Origin of the sequence: uncultured Boseongicola sp. (genome assembly GCF_937988555.1) — a bacterium.
GTDB lineage: Bacteria > Pseudomonadota > Alphaproteobacteria > Rhodobacterales > Rhodobacteraceae > Boseongicola.
Window position 1 is genome coordinate 1 of record NZ_CALJXO010000332.1, and the last position, 4,007, is coordinate 4,007.

Here is a 4,007-nt window from a genome sequence, read left to right on the forward strand (position 1 = left end):
TCAAATTCACTCTCACGCACCGCGCCGTTGCCATACACCGCAACGGGCTGCACGTTGAACATCAGCCGAACCCCCTTTGAGGTCGCCAAATCCTGTTCGTATCGACTTGCAGACATGTTTTCGCGCCCACGCCGATAGGCAATCGTCACCTCATCAGCCCCAAGCAGCTTTGACTGCACAGCAGCATCCACGGCGGTCATGCCGCCGCCGATCACCACCACACTGCGCCCAACCGGGAGAGAGGAGAGGTCCCCGGTCTGGCGCAAACCCTCAATAAACTCCACAGCATCCGAAACGTTCTCGCGGTCCTCACCATCGGCACGCAGGGCATTCACGCCGCTAAGACCAATCCCAAGAAACACCGCATCAAACTCAGACCGCAGCCCAGAGAGACTCAGTTCAGCCCCAAGCCCCTCGCCCGAACGCAGCGTTATCCCACCGATCTGCATCAGCCACTCCACTTCGGACTGCGCGAAATCATCAACCGATTTATAACTCGCGATCCCGTATTCATTCAGCCCACCCGGCTTCGCGCGACCATCAAAAATCACCACATCGTGGCCGTGCATTGCCAATCGATGCGCACATGCCAGCCCCGCGGGCCCAGCCCCGACAACTGCAACGCGCTTACCCGTCGCGTCAGCACGCGCAAACGGATGCACACCAGAGGACATCAAGCCATCGGTTGCGAAACGCTGAAGTCGCCCGATCTCAACCGGCTTTCCTTCGGCGGCTTCTCGTACGCATGCCTCTTCGCAAAGCGTCTCGGTTGGACAAACCCGCGCGCACATGCCGCCCAGAATGTTCTGTTCAAAGATCGTCTTCGCCGCTCCATCAGGCTGGCCCGACTGGATTTGGCGAATAAACAAAGGGATATCGATCGCTGTCGGACAGGCCGTGATACAGGGCGCGTCATAACAAAAATAGCACCGATCCGCGGCCACCGTCGCCTCGTGGTGATCAAGAGGCGCGTGCAGGTCCTGAAAGTTCTCTGCCAGAGCCTCGGGCGGAAGCCGTCCCGCCTGAACTCCAGATGTACGCGGTGTGGTCGTCATCGCAATCTCCCTCGCGTCTTGATTGGCTTAAGACTGCCACAGATATGTTTTTTATCAAATGGTAAATTTTCGGCAGTTTAAAAACTCCGCTCACAATCGCTTTCCCTCACGAAAACCGTTGCCTATAAGGAAACGTATCAGAACGCCGGATCAAATCCGGGAAGCGCAGAGGACGAGAATGACTAATAAATCACACGACGATGACGTCGCCTTCATCAAATCTTTGGCCGAACTTCTGCGCAAGAACGATCTGAGCGAATTACAGGTCAAGCGCGACTACGAAAACGAAGGCTCGCTCAATGTTCGCGTAAGCCGCGTTTCTTCCGTCGCGCCAACAGCTGTCCATGTGGCAGCCCCTGCACCCGCCGCCGCACCTGCCGCGGCCGTCGCAGCCGCGCCCGCCGATGCCCCCGAAGACCCAGCCGCGCATCCCGGCGCCGTCACATCTCCGATGGTCGGCACAGTATATCTTTCGTCAGAGCCCGGTGTCGAAGCTTTCGTTAAAGTCGGCGACGAGATCAGCGAAGGGCAAAGCCTGCTGATCATAGAAGCCATGAAAACGATGAACCAAATCCCGGCCCCCAGGGGCGGCACCGTCAAACGCATTCTGGTCGAAGACGGCGCCCCGGTCGAATTCGGTGCACCGTTGATGATCGTCGAATAATGGTAACGCCCATGTTCGACAAAATCCTGATCGCCAACCGGGGCGAAATCGCTCTTCGGGTAATACGTGCTTGCCGCGAGATGGGCATCAAATCTGTCGCCGTTCACTCCACCGCTGACGCTGACGCCATGCATGTACGCATGGCCGACGAAAGCGTGTGCATTGGCCCGCCCCCAAGCAATCTAAGCTATTTGTCGGTACCGGCGATCATTTCGGCCTGCGAGATTACCGGCGCGCAAGCGATCCACCCAGGCTACGGTTTCCTGTCTGAAAACGCCGCCTTCGTTCAGATCGTGGAAGACCACGAGATCACTTTCATCGGTCCCTCGGCCGAACACATCCGGATTATGGGCGACAAAATTACCGCCAAGGAAACCGTCCAGAAACTCGGCATCCCCGTCGTTCCCGGCTCGGATGGCGGCGTGGCAACTGTCGAAGACGCACGCCGCGTCGGCAAAGAAATTGGCTACCCGGTCATCGTCAAAGCGACGGCAGGCGGCGGTGGTCGCGGCATGAAGTTGGCCAAATCAGCCGCCGAGATCGACACCGCATTCGGAACTGCCCGCTCCGAAGCAAAATCCGCTTTCGGCAACGACGAAGTTTACATCGAAAAATATCTCAGTAAGCCGCGCCACATCGAAATTCAGGTTTTTGGCGACGGCAAAGGCAATGCCGTCCATCTGGGCGAGCGCGACTGCTCGCTGCAGCGCCGCCACCAGAAAGTCTTTGAAGAAGCCCCGGGCCCTTCGATCACCCCGGAAGAACGTGCGCGGATCGGCAAAATCTGCGCTGACGCCGTCGCCGACATCAACTACATCGGCGCAGGCACGGTGGAATTTCTTTATGAGGATGGCGAGTTCTATTTCATAGAGATGAACACCCGCCTTCAGGTTGAACACCCAGTGACCGAAGCCGTCTTTGGCGTCGACCTCGTGCGCGAACAAATTCGCGTTGCAGCTGGCCTGCCGATGGAATTCAAGCAAGAAGACCTAAAGGTTCAGGGCCACGCGATCGAAATCCGCCTTAACGCTGAGAAGCTTCCAAACTTCTCGCCGTCGCCCGGGAAGATTTCGCAATATCATCCCCCTGGCGGCCTTGGTGTGCGTATGGATTCTGCTCTGTATGACGGCTATTCAATCCCACCCTACTACGACAGCCTTATCGGCAAGCTGATCGTTTATGGGCGCGACCGTCCCGAAGCGCTGGCTCGTTTGGAGCGAGCATTGTCGGAATTGATCATCGACGGGATCGACACGACGATCCCCCTCTTCGATGCGCTTTTGCAGGAAGAAGCCGTCCAAACAGGCAACTATAACATCCACTGGCTCGAAAAGTGGCTCGATCAAACCCTCGACGAAACGGCGTAGCCTGATCCCGCTTTTCGCTGTACAATTATTGCGATGCATTGCGCGGCACAGGTCTGAGATGAGCAACCGACAACTAACGCCAGAGCTGCTTTTGTCAGCCTATGCTTCGGGCATTTTCCCGATGGCCGAGAGGCGGGACTCCAAGGACGTCTACTGGGTCGATCCGCGCAGCCGTGGCATCCTCCCTCTCGATGGCTTCCATATCTCGCGCTCGCTGGCTAAGCGCTTGCGCCAAGGCGACTACCGCATCGCGATCAGTACCGATCTTGGCGCCGTCCTTGATGGGTGCGCGGATCGCGACGAGACGTGGATCAATGGCACGATCCGCGATCTGACACGCGAATTGTTTGAAGCGGGCCACGCCCACACGCTTGAGGTTTGGCGCGGAGACCGCGTGATCGGCGGCGTCTACGGCATAACATTGGGCGGCGCCTTTTTCGGAGAAAGCATGTTCTCCAAAGAAACCGACGGCTCGAAAATTGCACTTGCATGGCTGGTCGATCACCTGAGACGCACAGGTTTCACCCTGTTCGACACCCAGTTTACCACACCGCATCTTGTGTCCCTTGGCGCGATCGAAATCCCGCGCGAAGATTATCGCGCGCGCCTTGACGTGGCGCTGAATGTCTTCACTTCAATTGATGCTGTTGATCTGGAAACCGATCCTTACGCCGTCGTGCAGCGGATGACCCAGACGTCATAACGCGCGTGATCCAGCGCGTTCAAAGCCGGACTGGACGCCACCATCCAGCCTTCGAAAACGCTTGCTGTGCGCAGTGGATCTTCGATCTCAAGCCAGGCATAAGCCTCGCCCATGGGGTTATCTTCGGGATACCGGCACTCGCCCAAAGTTACTTCGATCCGACCAAAAGCGGCCGTCTCACCTACGAACAATTCGAGATCAATCACCTCTCCCGAAAC

General features: G+C 57.5%; 5 protein-coding genes. 3 read left to right on the forward strand and 2 right to left on the reverse strand.

All coding sequences use genetic code 11. From position 1 onward, the window contains the following. Positions 1-1,055 (reverse strand): NAD(P)-dependent oxidoreductase (locus tag Q1B15_RS19730; RefSeq protein WP_299757098.1); only part of this gene is annotated, 1,055 nt, incomplete at its 3' end. Between the two features lie 178 nt (positions 1,056-1,233). On the opposite strand from Q1B15_RS19730, the gene accB reads away from it, so the two are divergent. The 3 genes from accB to aat are packed head-to-tail and all read left to right on the forward strand — an operon-like array spanning position 1,234 to position 3,789. Continuing rightward, complete coding sequence (gene accB / locus Q1B15_RS19735) at positions 1,234-1,719, forward strand: acetyl-CoA carboxylase biotin carboxyl carrier protein (protein ID WP_299757100.1); 486 nt, start codon at positions 1,234-1,236, stop codon at positions 1,717-1,719. A gap of 11 nt (positions 1,720-1,730) precedes the next feature. Then, complete coding sequence (gene accC / locus Q1B15_RS19740; protein ID WP_299757102.1) at positions 1,731-3,086, forward strand: acetyl-CoA carboxylase biotin carboxylase subunit; 1,356 nt, start codon at positions 1,731-1,733, stop codon at positions 3,084-3,086. A gap of 58 nt (positions 3,087-3,144) precedes the next feature. Continuing rightward, positions 3,145-3,789 carry a leucyl/phenylalanyl-tRNA--protein transferase gene (gene aat / locus Q1B15_RS19745; RefSeq protein ID WP_299757105.1) on the forward strand — a complete coding sequence of 215 codons (645 nt, stop codon included), beginning with the start codon at positions 3,145-3,147 and terminating at the stop codon, positions 3,787-3,789. Here aat and Q1B15_RS19750 read toward each other — a convergent pair. Continuing rightward, a partial coding sequence (locus Q1B15_RS19750; protein ID WP_299757107.1) for a DUF2155 domain-containing protein occupies positions 3,753-4,007 on the reverse strand: 255 nt, incomplete at its 5' end. The genes aat and Q1B15_RS19750 overlap by 37 nt on opposite strands.

Coding starts and splice junctions, on each gene's coding strand:
- accB (WP_299757100.1), top strand. CDS start 1,234: ATGACTAATAAATCACACGACGATGACGTCGCCTTCATCAAATCTTTG.
- accC (WP_299757102.1), top strand. CDS start 1,731: ATGTTCGACAAAATCCTGATCGCCAACCGGGGCGAAATCGCTCTTCGG.
- aat (WP_299757105.1), top strand. CDS start 3,145: ATGAGCAACCGACAACTAACGCCAGAGCTGCTTTTGTCAGCCTATGCT.